This window comes from Blastopirellula marina DSM 3645 (assembly GCF_000153105.1).
Taxonomy (GTDB): Bacteria; Planctomycetota; Planctomycetia; order Pirellulales; family Pirellulaceae; genus Blastopirellula; species Blastopirellula marina.
This window is the reverse complement of sequence record NZ_CH672376.1, coordinates 4135514-4156262: the sequence shown is the minus strand read 5'-3', so window position 1 is coordinate 4156262 and position 20749 is coordinate 4135514. Positions and strand designations below refer to the sequence as shown.

Genomic DNA, 20749 nt, shown 5'->3' with positions numbered 1-20749 from the left:
GCGTGCGACGCTCCGTGTCGGCTTGGCGGCCGCGCTCGCAATCCTTGCGGCGCGTTCCAGTCGATGTGTCGGGGCGAAGGCTATTTCAATCTGATAGCACGGTCAAGAGCGATTTAGAGTAATGATTTAAGGAGGATCGTACCCGCCGCGACTAAATGGATGACAGCGGCAGATCCGCCATGCTCCTCGCACGGCGCCGACGAGCGGCCCGTACTTTTGGACGGCGCCGATAAAGTAGTGACTACACGTAGGCTGGTAAATGCATTGGCGACCAAAGATCGGGCTAAGAAAGATCTGATAGAGCCGCACCGCGAAGATCATCGACTCCGCTAGCAGTCCATCCGCCGCTTGCCACAAGAACGCCCAACCGCTCATTGCTTGGCGCCTCGCTGGCCTAATTTTTTGCGTGCCCGCCGCGCCGTCTCGACCAGACTGCGGCAAAGTCGTTCGAGCGGCGGTTCGATCGCCGCGCGGGGAATCACGATCAGATCGCAGTTCTCCGGCAGACGCGCCTGCTGAATGCGAAACGCTTCGCGCAGCCGCCGCTTCCATCGATTGCGGCGGACGGCGTTCCCCACTTTCTTTGAGACGACCAAGCCGATCCGCGGGCCGAGTTGGTCATTGGGTGCGATGTAGACGACCAAAATGCCGTCGGCCGAAGAGCATTTGCCGGCGAACACCTGATCAAACTGGGCGGTTCGCAGCAGCCGTTTTTCTTTGCCAAATTGATGATCTCCACGGCTGCTCATCAGATCACCAGGTCAGGTCTTTACGCGGGCTATCGGCGTACAGCTTGCCCAACTCGCGAATCATCTCTTGCGCCTGCTCATCCAATTGCGGCGGCATTTTGATTTGCAGTTCAGCGTACAGATCGCCGGGCTCGCCTGACCTTGGTTTGACCCCTTGGCCGCGAATCCGCAGCCGTTTGCCGCTGGAAGAGTTCGGAGGCACGGTCAGCGTGATCGTCCCATGCGGGGTCGGAACATCGATCTTTCCGCCGAGCGCCGCTTCTTCGAGCGTGATCGGGACTTTCACTTCCAGATTTTTGCCGTTGCGAACAAAGCAGCGATGCGGCTCGATATGGACGTTGATCAAAATGTCGCCGGCAGGTCCGCCGCCGGGACCGGGCTCGCCTTGCCCGCGAAGTCGGATTTTCTTGCCATCTTCGATCCCAGCAGGAATCTGGGCCGAGATTGTTTCGACACTGTTGCCGCGACGAACGCTGAGCAGGACCTCTCCCCCTTCGACAGCCGTGCGAAACGGAACCGTCACTTCATGGTGCAGATCCGACCCGCGAACCGGCGCCGAGCGAGCGCGTCGCCCTCCTGCTCCGCCGGTAAATTGGCGAAAAATATCGGAGAATCCGCCGCTCGCCTCTCCGCCGCCCCCAAAAATATCGCTGAAGTCAAACTCTTCCCCTGCGCCGCCGGCGCCACCGGGGCGTCGCCATGCCCCCCCTTGCGGGCCTCCGCCCATCTGCTCAAAGCCGTGACCAAATTGGTCGTACTTTGTCCGCTTTTCGGTATCTCCCAACACGTCGTAGGCGTTCTGGATCTCTTTGAACCGCTCGTGCGCCTTCTTATCGTCCGGATTGAGGTCAGGGTGATACTTCTGGGCGAGCTTGCGATAGGCCTTCTGAATTTCTTCAGCGGTGGACGTGCGTGGGACGCCTAAGGTTTTGTAGAGGTCTTCTGGCATGGGAGCGGAGGCGTTCTAAAGGCCCTAAACCGTTGCGGTAAAATCCGTTACGATTTGTGAAAAAACGGGAATGCCTATTGTAGAGAGCAAGCGATCGATCAATCAAGACGCTTGACCCAGCGAGACGACGATACCTAGAATTTCGTTTATTGGAACACCAATTATTTGCAGCCTATGCCTTTTTGTCGTGACAACTCGCTCTCGTTTCAGCTAGGCGTCGCAATGCGCCGTGTCGCGCGGCTCTATACGGAAGAACTCGCTCCCTTCCAACTGACGCCGCCGCAGCTCTATTTGCTGACTTGCTTGGAACAAAACGCAGGGTGCAAACCGCGAGAAATCGCTCGTTCGATCTGCGTCGACGCTAGCAGCATCACCAGTCTGTTGGACCGCAGCGAACAAGCGGGGCTGATCCAACGCCAGGCCGATCCCGCCGATCGTCGATCGCTGCAGATCTTTTTGACCGACCTCGGGCGGCGGCGACTAGCGACGGTCGCAGAAACGGTGGAAGCGTTAAACCAGCGCATTCGCGACGAATTGCTGGCCCCATTCAATGACGAGCAGGTCGACTTGTTTCTCACAATGCTCCGCGGCATCGGAAAAGACGACTAGCTGGCCCAAGCCGACGACAACATTCACAGGAATTGCGGATGACTCCGAAAGAACGACTACGAAAGCGATTGACGACGGCTCGTGCTTTTACCGAGCGATTGTTCGAAGATTTTCACTCGCCCGAAGAATGGACTCGGCAGGTCTGCGATCAGACGAACCATGCGCTCTGGATCGCTGGGCACTTAGCGCTGACCGACAATTTCTTCTTGACGCAGATCGCGCCCGATTTGGCGGAACCCCGCGACGAGTATCAGACGCTGTTTGGCGTCGGCTCTCAGCCGGTGGCCGATCCGGCTCACTATCCGGCAGCGGCGACCGTGCTCGAATACCTGCGCGATCGCCGCGCCGTGCTGTTGGCGGCGTTTGACGCGCTGGATGAAGAAGCGATGTCGACACCGACTCCGGATGGATCGCCCGATTTTCTCAACGACATCGGCGCCGTCTTTGAAACCGCCGTCTGGCACGAAGGCATGCACACCGGGCAGTTGTCGGTCGTGCGACGCTCGCTGGGACACGAACCGGTCAACGCACCGCAGCCGCAAGCATAACGCGAACCGATTTTGTTCCGCACACAGCGGCCTCTACGTCAGGGCCGAGACCAACAGCTTGTCGGCGGCGTCCAAACCGAGCGTCGTTTGTCGCCCGTCAACTTCGATCGTCAGGACGCCGGCTTCGGCGCGGAATGCGATAATCTTGCCTTCGCAGCCGGGGGCGAGCGATTCTTCGGTTAAATAGCGCAAAAAGTCCGACGTTTGATCCATCACGCGGATCAAACGAAACGGCTCGGCCGCGTCCCATTTGGTCAATTTTTTGGAGTCGACGCTTACCATCGTGCCGTCAGCGCGGGGAATCGGATCGCCGTGCGGGTCGGTGTCGGGATACCCCAGGTACTCATCGATCCGATCGACCAGCAGGTCGCTGACCGCATGCTCCATGTGTTCGGCCTCTTCGTGGACTTCGTCCCAGGTCAAGTCGAGCGTACGAACCAGGAAGAGTTCGATCAGGCGATGCCGGCGCAGCACGCGCAGCGCCAATGTTCGGCCCGCTTGCGTTAGGCTCACCCCTTCGTACTTCATGTACTCGGCAAGTCCCGCTTCGCTCAATGTTTTGAGCATGCTGGTGACCGTGCCTGGCGAAACGGAAAGCGCTGTCGCTAACTCTCCGGTCGACGCAGCGTCTTTGTCGGCGCGGGCGCAGACCTGGTAGATCGCTTTTACGTAATTTTCTATCGTCAGATTGTGCACTCAGTTCTCCTCCCGGTGGCGACGCCAATTCTACGAAGACCGAGCCTCGGGAACAATCGACCCTGTGCGCCTGACTTGCAAGTAACCCGTTTTGCTGAAACAACATGGGTTAGCAACTTCACTCACGGAGCCCCCCTCTTGAACCTGAACCAACGCGCTTGGGCCGCAGCGCAGGCGATCGTCGACCAGCCAGAGCAGTTTCAGGCAATCGTCAGTCACAGCCGTTGCGGCGTGCAAATATTGGACCTGGGAGTCAACGCGACCGGCGGCGGCGAAGCAGGAATCAAGATGGCCGAAGTCTGTCTGGCCGGATTGGGGGAAGTTCGTTTTCTGCCTGGCCAACTGCCGGGAGTTCCGCTGGACGTCCTGGTCCAAACCGATCAGCCGGTCCTCGCTTGCATGGGTTCGCAATACGCCGGCTGGAAAGTGCAGCAAGGGGACTTCTTTGCGATGGCCTCGGGCGCGATGCGGGCCTGCGCCGACAAAGAACCGCTGATCACCGAACTTGGCTTCGCCGAATCGGCCGAGGTCGCCGTCGGCGTGTTAGAAACGGCGCAAATTCCGCCGGATGAGGTTTGCGCCGACTTGGCGAAACAGTGCAGCGTTGAACCGCAACAGTTGCGTCTGTTGGTCGCGCGAACCGCGAGCCGAGCCGGCCATGTGCAGATCGTCGCGCGAAGCGTCGAAACCGCGCTGCACAAATTACACGAACTTCATTTTGATCTGCGGAAAATCGTGCGTGCCGAAGGCACGGCGCCGCTGCCGCCGCTCTCAGCCAACGACGTGCAAGGCATTGGCCGCACGAACGACGCGATCCTGTACGGCGGCCAAGTCACCTTGTGGGTGGATGCCGATGAAGACGAAATCGCCCAGATTGGCCCCCAAATTCCCAGCAGCAGTTCGTCGGCGTACGGAACGCCGTTTGAGAAGATTTTGCGCGACGCCAAGTTTGACTTCTACCAGATCGACCCGATGCTCTTCAGTCCGGCCCAGGTGACCTTCATCCCAGTCAAGACCAACAAGCGGCAGGTCTTTGGCGAAACGTCGCCGGAGTTGTTGCGCGAGAGCTTCGGCGTCTAGAGAACTTTTTTCTAACGTCGTTCTTTTGTCGGCTTCGTAGCGATCACTTCGACACCGCCGCCGATCGATCGCAGCCGCTCAAACGCGACGCCCATCAGTACGGCGGGGTCAAGTTGACGGATGATGACCTCCTGTTTGTCATTGGTCACCGCGACCCATTGGCCGTCGGCGGAGATCGCCGCCGTTTCGGTTTGACCTGCGATTTGCGGCAGTTTAACGCCGAGCGCGACCTCTTCTTCGCCGCTCAAATTTGTCCGGCGAATCCAGCCTTGCATGTCAATCGAAGCGAGCGCACCGCCGGGCAAGAATCGGACAAGCTGAATTCGCTGTTCATGACCCACGACCGGCGTCACGACATTGCTGTTCCAAGCGATCACTTTGATTGCGCCTTGCTCGCCGCCGATCGCGACGCGTCCCTGGGCGAAGTCGACATCGGCCGCCAACGGCGCGATCTCCAGCGTGGCGATAACTTCAGGATGAATCATTTCGCCCAGACTCCAGCGACGGACGACGCACTCGCCGTTGTTCCCCTCTGACACGGTCACCAACTGCGAACTATCGGGCGAAAAGAAGACGCGATCGGTCAGTCCATGCCGCGCTCGCATCGCGACGGTCAAGCGATCGCCGCTTTTCGGATTCAGCCGCCATAGTTGCACAAATCCGTCGGCCGAGGAGGTGAACGCCCAACGCGAGTCAGGGCTCAACTTGGCCGCATGGACGCGCCCGAAGTGTTGCCCCAAGGTTTGCGTGACATGCGGATGCCCCTTGGCCTGCAGATCCCAAAGCAGGATTTCGCTGGGACTGCCCGGCGCGGCTTGAGCGGCGGAAAGCAACCAGCGTGAATCAGCGCTGAAGTCGATCGAGAGGACGCGTTCGTCATGACCAGACAGCACGACCGGCGATTGCGCCACGTCGTTGGCCCGCACGTCCCAGAGACAAATTGTCGCGTCAAAACTGGCGGTCGCCAATTTGCGCGAATCAGGAGAAAACCGTACCTGACTGACGCGGCTCCAATGCGCTTCCAGCGGAATCGCAGCACGTTGGCTTTGCATCGCGTGCAGGATCGCGCGATTGTCATCGCCGCCGCTGGCCCACATCGCTCCATCGGCGCTAAATGCGATCGAGCGGATCGTCTCAGCGTGCCCTGACGACTGCATTTGGGCTTGATCTTGGAGTTGATCAAACAGCACCTGCACGGCGCCCGAGGCTGGATGTTGCTTCGTGGCGCGAGCGATTTCAACCGATTCGGCGGCCAGCATCAGCGAACGATGGGGGGCCGACAATTCCAGCCGGGTCGCCTCGTCCGCCAAGCGAAGCGAAAGGTCTCGGCGTGCATCGAGGCGGGCCTGGTCTAACTGCTTGCCGATCGAACGCGATTTGATCTGCGCCGAATCGACCAAGATTCGCAACTCTTCGTCTCGCTGAGCCGCCAGGCGGCGCGTCGCGGCATGCGAGTCCCGCTCATCGGCCAACTGCCGTTGTGCAACGACGCTATTTTGCATCGCATGTGCGGCCAATCCAGAGATCCCGAGCAGTGCGATCAGGAAACAGGTGACGGCGCCCCAGTTCTCTTGCGCCCAACGATGCAAACGCCGCGAGATCGGCGGCGTCTTTTGTTCGATCGGCTTGCCAGAGAGCCAGCGATCCAGTTGGTCTTCGTCTTGGTCGGCTCGCAGCGGTTGCGAAGGCGCAACTTCGACCAGCGGTTCGCGCTGCTGCGCCAATTCGATCGACATGCCGCAACCGTGGCAATTCCACAGATCGCGGATGCTATCTTCGTCGCGTTTTAGAGCCGTTCCGCAAAGCGGACAATCGGCTCTGCGACTCGTTAGCTCCGTTTGCATTTTTGATTCCGCCTGCCCGTCGCTGCACCCTGAAATGTCACTCGACCCATGCCGCCGAAATAACAATGTTTGCTGATGTAGGAAATGATCGGGTTTTGACGCGTAACATGCGGCATGAAACGAATTTGGATGGGACAACTAGCTTGGCCGCTAGATTTCGACTGACCGAAAGAGTCACCCCCCGCCGGCCTAAATTGCCAAGAAACGAGAGCAGGACGTGCGTTGATAGCACGTCCTGCCGGGAGACGTCTTGCCCCATTTGCGGCCGCAATCCTGGGAGAACTAGGCCGCTCGGCGTCGCGGAGTGATGCCGGGCTGCTTGTCAGCGAGATCTTCTGATTTGATCCCCCACGAAGCTTTCTTGTTTTGCAAAGCTTCGAGAAGTTCGGTTAGCGTGACGGTGCGATTTTCGATTTCTAGCGGAATCTCACTGCCGGGATCGCAGTAGAGATCGACCGCGTCATCTTCACTCATCAAGTGATCGAGTTCGCGCAGCAGACCGTCACGGACGGCCTGACGCACCAGATGGCCGCGTGATGCGGCGATGGCGCGTCCGGTTTCACCCAAGTTCTCGTTGGCGCGTTGCACGAGTGCGGGCAAGTATTCGCTCGGAATTTCGACGGTTTTCGGTACGTAGACTTTGACTTGCATATTTCGGTTCCCGACCCTGAACGTTGACTTCTACGATGCTGCCCTTGGGTTTGCGGCCACGGCTAGCGGGCATTGGATTCTGTCACTATGGTGATCGGCAGTTCGACTGTAACGATTGAACTGATTATTTGCGATTTCACGATTATTCTGATCCGGACCTGCTTTCGGCCCTATTTCATGTCCCACTCCCCTCTGCTGGTCGGATTGCTCGCAGCCGCTGATAGCTGGTACGGCCAAGACTTGGCCCGCGCCGCCGCAAAGATGGCGAATGTCGAGATTCAGTGGATCAACTTCCGCCGCTTCCAAGCGACCGTCGGCGATGCGCTCCATTTTGCGTACGACGATCTTCACCAGGCCGACGGTTTGCCAGCACTGCTAGTCCGGACGATGCCGCTGGGAAGTCTCGAGCAAGTCATCTATCGCATGAACTGGCTGGCCGAGTTGCAGCGGCAAGGAACGGCCGTTTTAAATTCGCCGCGGAGCCTTGAAATCGCGATCGACAAGTACCTAACGCTCTCCCGTCTGGCGGCCAGCGGCGTTTTGGTTCCCCCGACGCATGTTTGTGAGTCGTGGGAAGACGCGCTCGCCGCGTACGAAACGTTGGGAGGAGACGTCGTCGTCAAACCCCTATTTGGGGGCGAAGGACGCGGAATCATGCGCGTCGAGTCGCCCGACTTGGCCGAGCGGGTCTTTAAAACGCTGGCCCGGACCGACTCGGTCTTATTCCTGCAGAAGTTCATCCCCCACGATGGCTACGACATTCGCGTGCTGTCCATCGGCGGCAAAACCTGGGGAATGACGCGGCATAGCGTCAGCGACTGGCGAACCAACGTGCAGCGCGGCGCCGTCAGTCGATCGCATACGCCGACGACGGAACAATTGGAAATCGCGAATGTGGCGCTCGACGCGATCGGGCTCGAGATGGCCGGCGTTGATCTGCTGCCGGGGCGCGATGGGAATCTCTATTTGCTCGAGGTAAACGGCGTTCCCGGTTGGAAAGCGCTAGCCGCCGCTTGCGAGTGCGACATCGCTCTCGAACTGCTTTCCCACGTTCGGGCGGTTGTGAAGAGCGGCTCGGCGGCCTAGATTACCGAGCTTTGATCCATTTCGCTCTCGTTCAACGGTAAGTCTTGTGACGACCGCCGCTTCGTCCACCTCAAAAAACGTCGGCCTTCTCCTGGCGCAAGTCGCTGCGGAGCGAGGAGATGCTGTTGCGATCGCGACGCCTGGCCGACGTGACGCCGATGGTCGCCGCGTCTATCAGACGATCACGTTCGCCCAGCTAGAAGCCGACAGCACGCGTCTGGCGGCCGGTCTGGCCGCGCTCGGCGTCACCCCCGGCACGCGACTCGCGTTGCTAGTAAAACCAAGCATCGACTTTGTCTCGCTGGTCTTCGCGCTGTTCAAGGTTGGCGCGGTCAGCGTGCTGATCGATCCGGGAATGGGACGGAAAAATTTGCTGCGTTGTCTCGACCAGGTCGAACCGGAAGGCTTTGTCGCAATTTCGATCGTGCAAGCGGTCCGCGTTCTGATGGGGCGGCGCTACGGACAAGCCAAAATGAACGTCACCGTCGGCCGCCGCTGGTTCTGGGGTGGTCCGACGATCGACGATTTGCGCAAAACGGACGCGAGCCACTTTCAGCCGGTGGCCGCCGCCGCGGATGATCCGGCGGCGATTATCTTCACGACCGGCAGCACGGGGCCTCCCAAAGGCGTGCTATTTCGGCATGAAGGTTTCTACGAACAAGTCCAGCAGATCCGCGATCGCTATGACATTCAGCCAGGCGAGATCGACTTGCCGGGCTTTCCGCTATTCGGCCTCTTCAACAGCGCGATGGGCGTGACGTCGGTCATTCCCGAGATGGACGCAAGTCGCCCCGCCGCCGTCAATCCGCTGAACATCATCGAACCGATCCACGACTGGCAAATCACGCAGTCGTTCGCATCGCCGGCGGTCTGGAACAAAGTCGGTCTCTATTGCGAGCAGCACGAGATTCGTCTCCCCTCGTTAAAACGCGTCCTCTCGGCCGGCGCGCCGGTGCCGCCGCATGTGCTGCGGCGGATGAAGAACGCAATTCACGCGGATGGAGACATCTATACGCCGTACGGAGCGACCGAGGCGCTGCCGATCGCATCGATCGCCGCCAGCGAAGTGCTCGACGGAACCGAGCTCGCTTCCGCCCAAGGCGCCGGAACTTGCGTCGGCCGGCGCTTCAGCGGCATCCAATGGCGCGTGATTCGCATCACCGACGCCGACATCGCGACGCTCGACCAGTGCGAAGCGGTCGACGAAGGAGAGATCGGCGAATTGATCGTGACCGGCCCGGTGGTGACGCACCGCTATTTCACCAGCGAAGCGGCGACCCAAGCGGCGAAGATCGCCGATGGCGAGCGAATCTGGCATCGAATGGGAGACGTCGGCTATCTCGATGCGGAAGATCGCTTTTGGTTTTGCGGGCGCAAAGCGCATCGCGTGCGGACGATCGACGGCGATATGTTCACGATTCCGTGCGAAGCGATCGCCAACAATCACGCCAGCATCTTCCGCAGTGCGCTGGTCGGCGTCGGCGAGCCGGGTGACCAATTTCCGGTGATGATTGTCGAGCCTTGGTCCGACAAGTACCCGCAGTCCAGAGAAGCGATCGACGCGTTGCTAGAAGAAGTGCGTCAATTGTGCGCCGCTCATCCGCTGACCGAAACGATACACGATTTTCTGCTGCACCCTGCATTTCCGGTCGATATCCGTCACAATGCCAAGATTTTTCGCGAAAAGCTCGCCGTTTGGGCCGAGGAGCGTCTCAACGAACCGTCGCAAGACTAAAATAGATGGGTCACAAAATCGGAGAGTCTTGGCCCGTTGCAACTATCGTGAAGTGATTCGACCTGTACGAAAAGCTAAGAAATAGAACACGGTAAAGCCACGGATGAAGAACGGTAAAGCACGGTCGGAGTCAAACCGAGAATCAGCACACTAGCCCGCAGCGCCACCTCACTTTTTCGAAAAGCGCAACGTCAAAATGCAACTGCGATGTCCCCACTGTACGACCGTGCTCGAAATTCAATCGGCTGCCGGAACTCAGGTGCAGTGCCCGACCTGCAGCGGCGTCTTCTTGGTTCCCGACATGCCGGCTGCGCCCGCGGCCGCTGCGCCGCCAGTGATTCAAACGCGCCCCAAATCACCGGGTCGTAAATCTGCGCCAGCGCCTCCCAAGCAGCCGCAATCGGCGCCGCCTGGCGGCGCAGGAGAAGAGCCCGCCGACGGAGAGGCCGGCGTCTCATTCTTTAAACAGCACGAGAAATTGATCTTCAACATCGCCGCCGGCGGTTTCGGCGCCGTGGCGCTCTTTCTGGTTTTCGCGGTCGCGAAATATCTGATCATGGGCAGCAGCAGCGGCGGCGGCGAAGAAGTCGAAGTGGTCGCCACCGAAACGAATACCAACGTCGGCAACCGAATTCAAGATGTCCTCGACAAATCGGAAAACGACCCCAACTATTACATCAATTGGGCCGACGCGTCGAAGAGAAACCTGAGAATCGACGGGCTACGCGTGAAGGTCCATCATGTCGAATGGGGCGAAGTTCGCGGGCAAGACGAGAAAGGCGAATTGGTCACGTCGGGACGCCCGTTCATGGTCGTCTATCTCGAACTGGCGAACCGTTCGGGGAGTCCGATTGATTTTAAAACCTGGTACGGCACCGAATTCAAATCGCCGGCCGGCTTTCGCACCGCGCAGCTTTCTGACGAACAGCGCAACACGTACTATCCGCTTCGCTTTGACGACATCGCCAAACTGAAGTGGAACACGCCGGAGAAAACGTTCGCGCCGAAGGACGAAGGGACCGATTCGGTGGTGTTTGACGTCGGCGAAGACTTTAATCCCCAGACGGTGCAAAATCTCTATCTCGACTTACCCGGCCAGGCAGTCGGCGACGGTGGATCGTTTCGCTTTAAGATCCCCCGATCGATGATCGAAGGTCTCGACTGATTTTTGGCAACAGGGCTCTTGGTAAATAGGCGAATCTGGTGCGAGCGCTTGTCACCGGCGGCGGCGGTTTTTTGGGACGATATATCGTCGAGCAGTTGCTTGCGCGCGGCGATCAAGTACGCGTCCTCGGGCGGCGCGACTATCCCGATCTGGCGGCGATCGGAGTCAACTGCCTGCGGGGCGATGTCGCCGATGCGCAGATCGTCTCGCAAGCCTGCGCCGATCAGGACGTCGTCTTCCACACCGCCGCAATCGCCGGCATTTGGGGACGTTGGGAAGATTTTTACCAAGCGAACGTCGTCGGCACGCAAAATATCCTGGCCGGCTGCCGAGAGCACGGGGTCGGCAAGTTGGTTTACACCAGCAGCCCGAGCGTCACCTTTGACGGAACCGATCAAAACGGAGTCGACGAGTCGGTTCCCTATCCAACCCGCTGGCTCGCACATTACCCCCGCAGCAAAGCGATCGCCGAACAGCAAGTGCTGGCCGCGAATCAGCCCGGAAAATTGTTGACCTGTGCGCTGCGTCCCCATCTGATTTGGGGGCCGCGCGATCAACATTTGATTCCCCGTTTACTCCAGCGAGCCAAGAGCGGGAAATTGCGGATCGTCGGCGACGGAAAAAACAGGGTCGACATGATCTATGTCGAAAACGCCGCCGTCGCGCATCTGCAGGCCGCCGCTGCGCTGGTCGCTGGCGGCGCCGTTTGCGGCAACGCGTATTTCCTCAGCCAGGGGGAACCGGTCGTCTGCTGGGATTGGATCAACGAGCTGCTGGAATTGGCCAAAATTCCGAAGCTAGAGCGGAAAATCTCGTATCGCGCCGCATTCGCGATCGGCCGGTTGCTGGAGACGGCGTATAAAATTGCCCGAAAATATGACACCGAACCGCGGATGACCCGATTTTTGGCGGCTCAGCTGGCGACCAATCATTATTTTGACCTCTCGGCGGCGCGGCGCGATTTTGGCTATCAGCCGCAAATTAACATGAAAGAGGGGATGCGGCGTTTGGCCGAAACCCTCTAATCGACGCCGCTTCATTCGTCCTGCATATCTTGTCAACATGCAGGGGAGTCGGTAGTTTGGACTGTTTCTCTCGACCCTTCGGCAGCAGTTCATGATCGCGGGCCCCGACCAACTTCCGGATTCGCAACGCATCGTTATTACGGGGATCGGCCTGACCGCTCCGAATGGCAATTCGTATGCTGAGTACCGGTCTGCGCTGTTGGCGGGCAAGAGCGGCGTCCAGAACTACCACATTCGCTATGTCGGCGACACGCTCGCCGGAATCTGCGACTACGAAGCGACCCGGCATCAGACGAAACGGGAAGTTCGCCGCGGTACGCGAGCCGGCAGCATCGGCATCTACTGCGCGTCAGAAGCGATCGCCGACTCGGGGATCGATTGGGAAAATACCGATAAAAGCCAAGTCGGCGTTTACATCGGCGTGACCGAGCACGGCAACGTCGAGACCGAAAACGAAGTCTACGAGCTGAAGGGGTACGACTACGACACAAGTTGCTGGTCGCACCACCACAATCCCCGCACCGTGGCCAACAACCCGGCGGGCGAAATCTGCCTGAACCGCGAGATCACCGGACCGCATTACACCATCGGCGCCGCTTGCGCCGCCGGAAACGCCGGCCTCATCCAAGGCGCCCAAATGCTGCGTCTGGGCGACTGCGATCTAGCGCTGGCCGGGGGGGTATCGGAAAGTATCCACACGTTTGGCATTTTCGCCGGCTTCAAAAGTCAGGGCGCCCTAGCGCATCACGACGTGCCAGCGCAAGCGTCGCGTCCCTTTGATAAGGCCCGCAACGGCATCGTGGTGGCCGAAGGAGGCTGCGTTTACGTGCTGGAGCGACTTTCGGACGCGAAAAAGCGCGGCGCTAAGATTTACGGTGAGCTGGCCGGTTACGCGATGAATACCGACGCGACCGACTTTGTGCTCCCCAATCCCGAGCGTCAAGCGCAATGCGTCGAACTAGCGCTGAAGCGAGCCGGACTGGTTGCCGAACAAATTGACATTGTCAGTACGCATGCGACCGGTACAACGCTGGGGGATTCGCAAGAGTGCGACGCTCTGCGGCGCGTGTTCGGCAAGAGCACCAAAACCTACATCAACAATACGAAGAGCTTCATCGGTCATGCGATGGGAGCGGCCGGCGCCTTAGAAATGTCAGGCAACTTGCCGGCGTTTGAAGACGGCGTCGTGCATGCGACCATCAATGTCGATGATCTTGATCCCGATTGCCAACTGCCGGGTCTGGTGATCAACGAACCGAAAGAAATTGGGCCGGTCCGTTACATCCTGAACAATTCGTTCGGTATGTTAGGGATCAACTCAGTGGCCATTATTCGCAAACTTTAAGCGGCAACGCAGGAGATAGAACGCAGTGACGCCAGCGGAAATTCGTGAGGAAGTTCTAGACATCTTGCGCGACATCGCCCCGGATGACGACATCTCCGACATCGACGACGCGAAGCCCTTTCGCGAGCAACTCGAGCTCGACAGCATGGACTTCCTGGACATTGTCATGGAACTCCGCAAGCGTCACCGCGTGCAGATTCCGGAAGAGGAATACACGGAACTCGCTTCGATGGCGAGCACCGTCGCCTATCTCGAGCCGAAGATGAAAGACCTGTAATCAGGCCCCTCAGCAAGCGGCGTCAGCTGACGCCGCTCGCCCAGTAACCGTTCGCATTTCCTAGCAGCAGCACCATGTACGACGTGATCATCATTGGCGCTGGGATGTCGGGATTGGCGGCCGGAATCCGGCTCGCCTACTACGGCCAGAACGTTTGCATCCTGGAGCGCCACTACACCATCGGTGGGCTCAATTCGTTCTATCGCATGGCCGGACGTGATTTTGACGTCGGCTTGCATGCGGTCACCAACTATGCCCCCAAGGGGGATCGTCGCGGGCCGCTCGGTCGGCTCTTGCGGCAGCTGCGGTTCAAGTGGGAAGAGTTCGCGCTGTGCGAACAACGGGGATCGATGATCGCGTTTCCCGACGTTTCGCTGGCGTTCGACAACGATATCGAACTGCTAAAAAGCGAAATCGCAGCCAAATTCCCCGGCAAGAGCGACGCGTTTGAGCGCCTGCTCGGCAGCATCATCGACTACGACGATATCTCGGATGACAACTACGCAGGCTCGGCACGCGACATCCTGGGCGAAACGCTCGGCGATCCGCTGCTGGTCGAGATGCTCCTCTGTCCGCTGATGTGGTACGGAAATGCTCGCGAAACCGACATGGACTGGGGCCAGTTCTGCATCATGTTTCGCAGCATCTTCCTGGAAGGGTTCGCCCGACCGCTAAAAGGGGTTCGATTGCTGCTGAAAAATCTGGTTCGCAAATATCGCGAACTTGGCGGCGAACTTCGTCTGCGCAACGGCGTGCAGCGCATCGTGCATGACGACGACAAAGCGGTCGGCGTGGTGCTCGACAGCGGCGAAGAGTTGCAGGCGCGCAAGATCATCTCTTCGGCCGGTTGGTTCGAGACGATGCGGATGTGCGGGCAACCTCAAGAGAAGCTGGAAGGCTCGCCTGGCGTGCTGAGCTTTATCGAGAGCATCTCGGTCCTCAATCAGCAGCCGCGTGACGTCGGATTCGATCCGACGATCGTCTTTTACAACGACTCCAATAAGTTCCACTGGGAAATGCCGCGCAACGAGATTTGCGATACGCGCACCGGCGTGATTTGTTCGCCCAACAATTTTGTCTACCCAGGTGACGTGCAGCTCGACGAAGGTTTCATGCGGATCACGACGCTGGCCAACTTTGAGCGCTGGACCACCATGTCGGACGCCGATTATCAACAAGCGAAACTGAAATGGTACGACCAGGCGGTCGCATCGGCGGTTCGCTTTATCCCTGATTTTCGCCGCCATATCGTCGCGACCGACATGTTTACGCCGAAAACGATCCATCGTTACACCTGGCACGACAACGGCGCCGTGTATGGAGCGCCCGAAAAGCGGCTGAGCGGCGAAACGCATCTGAAAGACCTTTACATCTGCGGGACAGATCAAGGTTTTGTCGGTATCATAGGGTCGATCGTCAGCGGTTTGTCGATCGCCAATCGGCACGTCTTGCAAGCCGCCAGCTAAGCATTTGGCGCGTCGCCGCTCTGCCCCCTCCCAAGCGGCCAACGCTACTTCCGAACATTAGAATTACGAGATCAGGTCGAGTTTACGCATGCCGAAAGATTTTCTCGCCGGAGCGAAAGACTATTACGATGTCGTGGTGATCGGCAGCGGATTGGCCGGCATGACCGCCGCCAACACGCTGGCCCGCGCCGGCCGATCGGTCCTTCTCTGCGAACAACACTACAAGCTCGGGGGGATGGCGACCTGGTTCAAGCGCCCCGGCGGTCATATCTTTGACATCTCACTGCACGGCTTTCCGATCGGCATGATCAAAAGCTGCAAACGCTATTGGACGCGCGAAATCGCTGACTCCATCGTGCAGCTGAAAAACATCCGGTTCGACAACCCGATGTTCTCGCTCACCACTTCGTTCAATCGCGAAGATTTCACCAAGCTGCTGATTGAGCAGTTTCAAGTTCCCGCCGAAACGGTCCACGCGTTCTTTGACGCGGCCCGGCAGATGAACTTTTATGACGATCAACAGACGACGACGCGTGAGCTGTTTGATCGCTTCTTCCCCGGTCGCGAAGATGTGATCCGGCTGCTGATGGAGCCGATCACCTACGCCAACGGTTCGACGCTGGAAGATCCGGCGATCAGTTACGGCATCGTCTTCTCGAACTTCATGTCCAAAGGGGTCTTCACCTTTGAAGGAGGGACCGATCGGCTGATCAACTTGATGGAAGCCGATCTAAAGAAAAGCGGAGTCGATATCCGCATACGCTGCGATGTCGAAAAAGTGCTGGTCGAAAATGGCCGCACCTCCGGCGTCGTCATCAACGGCCGCACGATCAAAGCCGGCTCGGTCGTCTCCAACTCCAACCTGCGCGCCACCGTGCTGGAACTGGTCGGCGAAGACAAGTTTGATCCGAAGTTTATCGACGAAGCGAAAGCGGTTCGACTGAACAACTCGAGCACGCAAGTTTACATGGGACTGAAGCCGGAAGAGCTCGTCCCCGAAGAAACCGGCGACTTGCTCTTTAGCAGTACGGCCGAGACCTTCCGCACCGATCTGCTGCTAAGCCGCGACATCACCAGCCGCACCTATTCGTTCTACTATCCGCGCACGCGGCCCGAAGGTCGCCCGCGCTGTTTGATCGTCTCCAGCACCAACGCGCGCTACGAAGATTGGGCGAACTTGCCGGAAGACGAATACGAAGCGAGCAAACAAGACCTGGTCGAAACGACGCTCGACGCGATCGAGAAATACGTGCCGAACATCCGCGATCGGATCGACCATGCCGAAGCGTCGACTCCCCGCACCTTCCAGCACTACACCAAGCACAACCTTGGTTCGAGCTTTGGCACCAAGTTTGAAGGCTTGGCCGTCAGCCGCGCCTTGCCCGAACAACTGCCGGGACTCTACCATGCCGGCAGCGTCGGCATCATCATGTCGGGCTGGTTAGGCGCAATCAACTACGGAGTGATCGTCTCGAACGACGTCGACGCCTATCTTTTGAAGTCGGCCGAAAAGAACCCTTTCGCTTCCACCACAAAATAAGCATTCATGACACGCGAAGCCATTTACGCGGCGATTCCTCACCGACCGCCGATGTTGCTGGTCGACGAAATCGTGCGCCAAGACGACGACACGATCGTTTGCCGCAAGACCTTTAACGCCGACGAATACTTTTTCCAGGGACACTATCCCGACTTTCCGCTCGTTCCCGGCGTCATCCTGTGCGAAGCGACGATGCAGTGCGGCGCGATCCTGCTGTCGAAGTTCGCCGCCGAAGGCAAAGGCGTTCCGGTCGCGACCCGCTTGAGCGACGTGAAGTTCAAAAAGATGATCCGTCCCGGCGACACGATCGAGATCGAAGTGAAACTGACCGAGCGCATGGCCGACGCCTTCTTCATGCAGGGGAAAGCGACCTGCGACGGCAAAGTCGCCGTCCGGTTCGATTTTGCGTGTACTTTGGCGCCGGCCCCGGGAGCGTAATCGAGTGAGCGATTTCCTCCAGCTATCAGGCAAAACCTTCGTCGTCTGCGGCGTCGCCAACCGCAAAAGCATCGCCTGGAAGATCGCCGCATCGCTCGAAAGCGAAGGCGCGACGGTCGTCTATGTCGTCCGCAGCGAGACGCGCAAAGAAAGCCTGGCGAAACTGCTGGCCAATCGTGAAGTCCACGTTTGCGATGTCGAGCACGAAGCTGAAATCGCCGCGCTGCCGGCCAAGATCGCCGCGACGCATAGCGTCGTGCATGGACTGGTCCACTCGATCGCCTTCGCCGATTACAGCGAAGGCATGCGGCCGTTTCACGAGACGACCAAAAAGCAATTTCTGCAAGCGGTCGACATCTCCTGCTTCTCGCTAACGGCGCTTTCCAACGCGCTCAAAGAGCTGTTCGCCCCCGATGCGTCGGTGGTGACGATCTCGATCTCGACGACCCGCATGGCCAGCGAGAACTACGGTTTTATGGCGCCGATCAAAGCGGCGCTCGATTCGTCGCTGGCGTTCTTGGCGAAGAGCTTCAGCCAGTTCTCGCAGGTTCGCTTTAACGCCGTCGGACCCAGCTTGCTCAAGACATCCGCATCGGCCGGCATTCCCGGCTATGTCGACGCCTATCTGTTCGCCGAACAAGCGATCCCGCGGAAGCAGGCGCTGCAAACCGACGAAGCGGCGAACGTCGCCATCTTTTTGCTCAGCCCGCGGAGCAGCGGCATCCAAGCCCAAAACCTGGTCGTCGACGCCGGCATGTCGATCAACTACTTTGATCGCGACATTATTGAGCGGACGATGAACAAGTAGATGCTGCCGCCCAACTCTTTTCGTAGCCCGTTTCGCTATTTTCAATAACGGCATCCGGTTGGCCCGAATAGCTCCGCGATCTGGGCCTGCGTAGTCGGTAAGCGGACCTAATCCGCGGTGGGCGTCTCATCGGCAGTTGGTCCGGCGGATCAAAATCGAAAATCATCATCCGCTGCAATCCGCGAACAGAATCCGCTTACGGCTGCGCCGCTCCGATAGCAGAGCTATCGCGGCCAACCGAGTTCGATCGCAACTCCAAAACTTCCGCCGGTAACTCCCCTGCCCCGCTGACGCGCGCCTCTTGCCAGTCGACGCCCAACATCACGCAATTGATGCCGGAACCAATCCCCAGCATCGCAACGTTGTCGCCAGCTTGGATGCGGCCATGCTGCGCGCCGATCGCCATCGTGACCGGCAGCGCGGCCGAGCCCGTATTGCCGAGCCACTGGACGGTGGCGAAATCATTGTCGACCGACAGCCCCAACTTCTCGAGCACCAGCCGACGATGCGTCAGCCCGACTTGATGGCTGAACGTGCGTTGAATTTCTTCGCGGCTCCAACGTGACTTCTGCAGAAAGTCCTCGAAGGTTGCGCCTCCCACTTCGATTCCTTCGACCATCAACCGTTCCGAATCGGTTTGCATCAACGGACTGCCGACGCCGGTTTCGCCTGATCCGGCGATGCTGTGGCAAAGCTGATGATGCTGCGTATGCGCCCGGACGGCGCCGGCATGCAACAAGTTTTGCGTTTGACTCAACTCGCGATCGCACAGCAACATCGCGCAGCTGGCCGATCCGATCGTCAGCGACGCGACCGCCAGCTTGATCTGGTTGCGGGTCAGCGTCTTGTCTTCGTTGAGCGTGCGGATGGTGTTGTCGACCAGTTGGCGACCATTTTCGGTTCCGACCACCAAACCGGCGCGAATCTGTCCCAACTCAATCATGCTGGCGACCTGCAAGGCGCCGCTCAGCAACCCCAGGCACGCGTTGGAGACGTCGTAGATCACGCAGTCTTGTCGTAGGCCAAGCTCATGATGGACGCGACACGCGGTCGCAGGCTCCAGGTGATCGCGACATACCGAGCCATGAACTAACGCGCCAATCTCACCAACATCGATCCCGGCCGCTTCGATCGCGTGACGGCCACTCTCGATGCTGATCTCGCTCGGCAGCGTCTCCGGCGACCAAAATCGCCGTTCGCGGATGCCGGTCATCAGTTCCAGCCGACCAGCCGGCAAACGTAGTCGCTCATACAGCGGAGCCAGCCGAGCTTCCAACTGATCGGAGGTCACAATTTCGGCCGGCAAAACGTATCCGAACGACTCTAGGCAGACGTTGTGAAAATTCATGCAGCGGCCCAGTGAAGGCGAAAAGAATGCTTTAACCCTACTCAATGTATAGATTTAGGGTCATTTCGGCAACCGTCGGCATGGTCAGAATCGGTGTTGCGTTGCACCGAGAGCGAACAGCTACAAAACCAAGTCAACACAAGATGTTGTGCAAGCACTCACTGCCTGCCCCAAAATCGTGAAGGCAATTGCTAAAGTCCGCGCAATCCTTAAACTCTTCGACTGTCTTGCTATCAATCTGGGCTGACTTGGACTGGTCGTTGCCCAAGACACTACGGATATGGAGGTCTGTGGTTAACGAAGCCTCAAGAGAGGATTTCACAACAACAATTCGTCTCTGTGCGAATTCGGTCAGGGAAGGCATTCTGAAGGACTGCGGCATGCCAGCCCACGCACCGAATTTTCGCGGGCAATCTGTGTAGCAAAGTTGCGATCTTTGGACAAGATCAACGCTGGTGCACGCCGGAATTGCTTCTAGAGATGGATCGGTGAAATCTGACCTGTGGTGCGTTAACCGATGATCCGTGGTCTTGGGTAGGTCACCATTTTTCCGGCACATGATGTGCCCACACAGGAAAGTCCCAGATGCAATCCAAACCGTTGATCGGCTTGAACGCCAATTATCGCCCGGCCACCCATGACCGTCCCGCCTATTCGTTTGTCGGGGCAGGTTACTACGATTCGATTATCGCTGCTGGCGGCATTCCCGTAGTAATTCCTCCGGTTGCTGAAGCGGCTGATATGGATGCGATCCTCGATCGACTGCACGGAATCGTGTTTATCGGTGGACCCGATCTCGATCCGCATCGCGATGGTTTCATGCGTCATGCGTCGGTTCGCACCATGGAACCGCGTCGTGAAGATCTCGATCGCCAATTAATGTCGTTGGTCGTCCGTCGCCGCCTGCCGGTATTCGGTATCGGCGTCGGCATGCAGCTACTGAATATTACGATGGGTGGAAACCTGTTCTTCCACATTCCGGCCGACGTGCCGACCGCTTTGCCTCACAAAGATCCGTTGGATGCTGGTCATCGTCACGGCCTGGAAGTAGTTCCCGGCACGATCATGGACCGCATTTACGGCGACGGCGAAGTCCGCGTCAACAGCATGCACCACATGGCGATCGATGAACTCGCCCCCGGTTTCCAAGTCGCCGCTCGCGCCCCCGATGGCATGATCGAAGCGGTCGAATGGGCGAGCGATGATTGGGTTGCGATCGGTACGCAGTTCCACCCTGAAGCCGACTCGGCCTCGGCCCTGGATCAGCGGATCTTCGAAGAATTCATCGAAGGCATCCACGCCCAATACGGCGTTTCGCGCACGGCGGTCGCCGCCGGCGTCTAGTCGCACACAAAGCTGGGGCGTCCCGCGATCGAGCCCGCAATCGGTC

Annotated in this window: 21 protein-coding genes; 14 read left to right on the top strand and 7 right to left on the bottom strand. The window is 58.7% G+C overall.

All coding sequences use genetic code 11. The features are described 5' to 3' along the window. Window positions 1-126: 126 nt before the first annotated feature. From yidD to DSM3645_RS18625, 3 genes are read right to left on the bottom strand one after another with little or no spacing between them, the layout of a single operon-like run. Window positions 127-375, bottom strand: coding sequence for a membrane protein insertion efficiency factor YidD (gene yidD, locus DSM3645_RS18635; protein ID WP_002653837.1), 249 nt, complete (start codon window positions 373-375; stop codon window positions 127-129). Then, the gene (rnpA, locus tag DSM3645_RS18630) at window positions 372-749 is read right to left on the bottom strand and encodes a ribonuclease P protein component (RefSeq protein WP_002653836.1); all 378 of its coding nucleotides are present in this window, start codon (window positions 747-749) and stop codon (window positions 372-374) included. Before rnpA ends, yidD begins: the two co-directional genes overlap by 4 nt. A gap of 4 nt (window positions 750-753) precedes the next feature. Continuing rightward, window positions 754-1698, bottom strand: coding sequence for a DnaJ C-terminal domain-containing protein (locus DSM3645_RS18625; RefSeq protein ID WP_002653835.1), 945 nt, complete (start codon window positions 1696-1698; stop codon window positions 754-756). Window positions 1699-1872: 174 nt separating this feature from the next. Between DSM3645_RS18625 and DSM3645_RS18620 the strand changes: the two genes are divergently transcribed. After that, the gene (locus DSM3645_RS18620; RefSeq protein ID WP_002653834.1) at window positions 1873-2307 is read left to right on the top strand and encodes a MarR family winged helix-turn-helix transcriptional regulator; all 435 of its coding nucleotides are present in this window, start codon (window positions 1873-1875) and stop codon (window positions 2305-2307) included. Window positions 2308-2345: 38 nt separating this feature from the next. After that, window positions 2346-2855: a DinB family protein gene (locus DSM3645_RS18615; protein ID WP_002653833.1), complete on the top strand. Its 510-nt coding sequence runs from the start codon at window positions 2346-2348 to the stop codon at window positions 2853-2855. 33 nt (window positions 2856-2888) lie between these two features. Here the strand turns inward: DSM3645_RS18615 and DSM3645_RS18610 are convergent, their stop codons facing one another. Beyond that, window positions 2889-3551, bottom strand: a complete 663-nt coding sequence (locus DSM3645_RS18610; protein WP_002653832.1) for a metal-dependent transcriptional regulator — start codon at window positions 3549-3551, stop codon at window positions 2889-2891. Window positions 3552-3689: 138 nt separating this feature from the next. On the opposite strand from DSM3645_RS18610, the gene mch reads away from it, so the two are divergent. Then, window positions 3690-4631, top strand: coding sequence for a methenyltetrahydromethanopterin cyclohydrolase (mch, locus tag DSM3645_RS18605; protein WP_002653831.1), 942 nt, complete (start codon window positions 3690-3692; stop codon window positions 4629-4631). Window positions 4632-4642: 11 nt separating this feature from the next. On the opposite strand, the gene DSM3645_RS18600 is transcribed toward mch, so the two are convergent. Together DSM3645_RS18600 and DSM3645_RS18595 are read right to left on the bottom strand one after the other, a co-directional pair. Beyond that, complete coding sequence (locus DSM3645_RS18600) at window positions 4643-6475, bottom strand: WD40 repeat domain-containing protein (RefSeq protein WP_002653830.1); 1833 nt, start codon at window positions 6473-6475, stop codon at window positions 4643-4645. A 282-nt stretch (window positions 6476-6757) separates the two neighbouring features. Further along, window positions 6758-7126: a hypothetical protein gene (locus tag DSM3645_RS18595; RefSeq protein WP_002653829.1), complete on the bottom strand. Its 369-nt coding sequence runs from the start codon at window positions 7124-7126 to the stop codon at window positions 6758-6760. A 177-nt stretch (window positions 7127-7303) separates the two neighbouring features. Between DSM3645_RS18595 and DSM3645_RS18590 the strand changes: the two genes are divergently transcribed. From DSM3645_RS18590 to DSM3645_RS18545, 10 genes are all read left to right on the top strand, one after another. Further along, on the top strand, window positions 7304-8212 hold the full coding sequence (locus tag DSM3645_RS18590; protein WP_081444929.1) for an ATP-grasp domain-containing protein: 909 nt from the start codon (window positions 7304-7306) through the stop codon (window positions 8210-8212). A 46-nt stretch (window positions 8213-8258) separates the two neighbouring features. Continuing rightward, window positions 8259-9947 (top strand): fatty acid CoA ligase family protein, encoded by a 1689-nt coding sequence (locus DSM3645_RS18585; protein ID WP_002653827.1) that lies wholly within the window; start codon window positions 8259-8261, stop codon window positions 9945-9947. A gap of 196 nt (window positions 9948-10143) precedes the next feature. Then, window positions 10144-11112, top strand: a complete 969-nt coding sequence (locus tag DSM3645_RS18580) for a hypothetical protein (protein WP_002653826.1) — start codon at window positions 10144-10146, stop codon at window positions 11110-11112. 38 nt (window positions 11113-11150) lie between these two features. After that, window positions 11151-12137: an NAD-dependent epimerase/dehydratase family protein gene (locus DSM3645_RS18575; protein ID WP_002653825.1), complete on the top strand. Its 987-nt coding sequence runs from the start codon at window positions 11151-11153 to the stop codon at window positions 12135-12137. 91 nt (window positions 12138-12228) lie between these two features. Next, window positions 12229-13482 (top strand): beta-ketoacyl-[acyl-carrier-protein] synthase family protein, encoded by a 1254-nt coding sequence (locus tag DSM3645_RS18570; RefSeq protein WP_002653824.1) that lies wholly within the window; start codon window positions 12229-12231, stop codon window positions 13480-13482. A gap of 25 nt (window positions 13483-13507) precedes the next feature. Continuing rightward, window positions 13508-13759 carry an acyl carrier protein gene (locus tag DSM3645_RS18565; RefSeq protein ID WP_002653823.1) on the top strand — a complete coding sequence of 84 codons (252 nt, stop codon included), beginning with the start codon at window positions 13508-13510 and terminating at the stop codon, window positions 13757-13759. A 74-nt stretch (window positions 13760-13833) separates the two neighbouring features. Then, on the top strand, window positions 13834-15225 hold the full coding sequence (locus DSM3645_RS18560) for a phytoene desaturase family protein (protein WP_002653822.1): 1392 nt from the start codon (window positions 13834-13836) through the stop codon (window positions 15223-15225). An 88-nt stretch (window positions 15226-15313) separates the two neighbouring features. Then, entirely contained in the window at window positions 15314-16765 is a 1452-nt protein-coding gene (locus tag DSM3645_RS18555) for a phytoene desaturase family protein (RefSeq protein WP_002653821.1), read from the top strand. A 6-nt stretch (window positions 16766-16771) separates the two neighbouring features. Further along, window positions 16772-17203, top strand: coding sequence for a 3-hydroxyacyl-ACP dehydratase FabZ family protein (locus tag DSM3645_RS18550; RefSeq protein WP_002653820.1), 432 nt, complete (start codon window positions 16772-16774; stop codon window positions 17201-17203). Window positions 17204-17207: 4 nt separating this feature from the next. After that, window positions 17208-18011, top strand: a complete 804-nt coding sequence (locus DSM3645_RS18545; RefSeq protein ID WP_002653819.1) for an enoyl-ACP reductase FabI — start codon at window positions 17208-17210, stop codon at window positions 18009-18011. Between the two features lie 196 nt (window positions 18012-18207). Here the strand turns inward: DSM3645_RS18545 and DSM3645_RS18540 are convergent, their stop codons facing one another. Next, complete coding sequence (locus DSM3645_RS18540) at window positions 18208-19359, bottom strand: 3-oxoacyl-ACP synthase III (RefSeq protein ID WP_002653818.1); 1152 nt, start codon at window positions 19357-19359, stop codon at window positions 18208-18210. A gap of 585 nt (window positions 19360-19944) precedes the next feature. Here DSM3645_RS18540 and DSM3645_RS18530 point away from each other — a divergent pair. Further along, window positions 19945-20703, top strand: coding sequence for a gamma-glutamyl-gamma-aminobutyrate hydrolase family protein (locus DSM3645_RS18530; protein WP_002653816.1), 759 nt, complete (start codon window positions 19945-19947; stop codon window positions 20701-20703). Window positions 20704-20749: the final 46 nt, after the last annotated feature.

Bases quoted from the DNA above. Each gene is read 5' to 3' on its own strand.
- yidD (WP_002653837.1), bottom strand. From the start codon at position 375: ATGAGCGGTTGGGCGTTCTTGTGGCAAGCGGCGGATGGACTGCTAGCG.
- rnpA (WP_002653836.1), bottom strand. From the start codon at position 749: ATGAGCAGCCGTGGAGATCATCAATTTGGCAAAGAAAAACGGCTGCTG.
- DSM3645_RS18625 (WP_002653835.1), bottom strand. From the start codon at position 1,698: ATGCCAGAAGACCTCTACAAAACCTTAGGCGTCCCACGCACGTCCACC.
- DSM3645_RS18620 (WP_002653834.1), top strand. From the start codon at position 1,873: ATGCCTTTTTGTCGTGACAACTCGCTCTCGTTTCAGCTAGGCGTCGCA.
- DSM3645_RS18615 (WP_002653833.1), top strand. From the start codon at position 2,346: ATGACTCCGAAAGAACGACTACGAAAGCGATTGACGACGGCTCGTGCT.
- DSM3645_RS18600 (WP_002653830.1), bottom strand. From the start codon at position 6,475: ATGCAAACGGAGCTAACGAGTCGCAGAGCCGATTGTCCGCTTTGCGGA.
- DSM3645_RS18595 (WP_002653829.1), bottom strand. From the start codon at position 7,126: ATGCAAGTCAAAGTCTACGTACCGAAAACCGTCGAAATTCCGAGCGAA.
- DSM3645_RS18590 (WP_081444929.1), top strand. From the start codon at position 7,304: ATGTCCCACTCCCCTCTGCTGGTCGGATTGCTCGCAGCCGCTGATAGC.
- DSM3645_RS18580 (WP_002653826.1), top strand. From the start codon at position 10,144: ATGCAACTGCGATGTCCCCACTGTACGACCGTGCTCGAAATTCAATCG.
- DSM3645_RS18570 (WP_002653824.1), top strand. From the start codon at position 12,229: ATGATCGCGGGCCCCGACCAACTTCCGGATTCGCAACGCATCGTTATT.
- DSM3645_RS18560 (WP_002653822.1), top strand. From the start codon at position 13,834: ATGTACGACGTGATCATCATTGGCGCTGGGATGTCGGGATTGGCGGCC.
- DSM3645_RS18555 (WP_002653821.1), top strand. From the start codon at position 15,314: ATGCCGAAAGATTTTCTCGCCGGAGCGAAAGACTATTACGATGTCGTG.
- DSM3645_RS18550 (WP_002653820.1), top strand. From the start codon at position 16,772: ATGACACGCGAAGCCATTTACGCGGCGATTCCTCACCGACCGCCGATG.
- DSM3645_RS18540 (WP_002653818.1), bottom strand. From the start codon at position 19,359: ATGAATTTTCACAACGTCTGCCTAGAGTCGTTCGGATACGTTTTGCCG.
- DSM3645_RS18530 (WP_002653816.1), top strand. From the start codon at position 19,945: ATGCAATCCAAACCGTTGATCGGCTTGAACGCCAATTATCGCCCGGCC.